General features: G+C 59.6%; 1 protein-coding gene. It reads right to left on the bottom strand.

The features are described from left to right. A partial coding sequence (locus NFX52_RS31525; protein ID WP_252636038.1) for a nickel-dependent hydrogenase large subunit occupies window positions 1–255 on the bottom strand: 255 nt, incomplete at both ends.

Below are 255 nucleotides of genomic sequence, written 5' to 3'. Positions count from 1 at the left end.
ATAGCGTGGGCGTAACTCAGGATGTAGCGCGAGAGCGGGCCGACTTCGACCGCGTGGCCACGCCAGCGAGGCGACTTGATCCAGCTGTACTTGGCCGACTCGTCGAGGTGTTCGATTCGGGTGCGAGTGCCCTTGAAGTTCGGGCCTTCGGGGTGATAGTTGGCTTCAGTTACACCGTCCCATGGGTGCAAGCCCTTGCTTTCGTCGGCGTACTTGTACCAGCTGTGGTTTACAAATTCCTGCACCTGTTCGGGG

This window comes from Acidovorax facilis (genome assembly GCF_023913775.1).
Lineage (GTDB): Bacteria > Pseudomonadota > Gammaproteobacteria > Burkholderiales > Burkholderiaceae_C > Acidovorax > Acidovorax facilis.
Note: the sequence above shows the minus strand (reverse complement) of the source record. Positions and strands in the feature narration are given on the sequence as shown.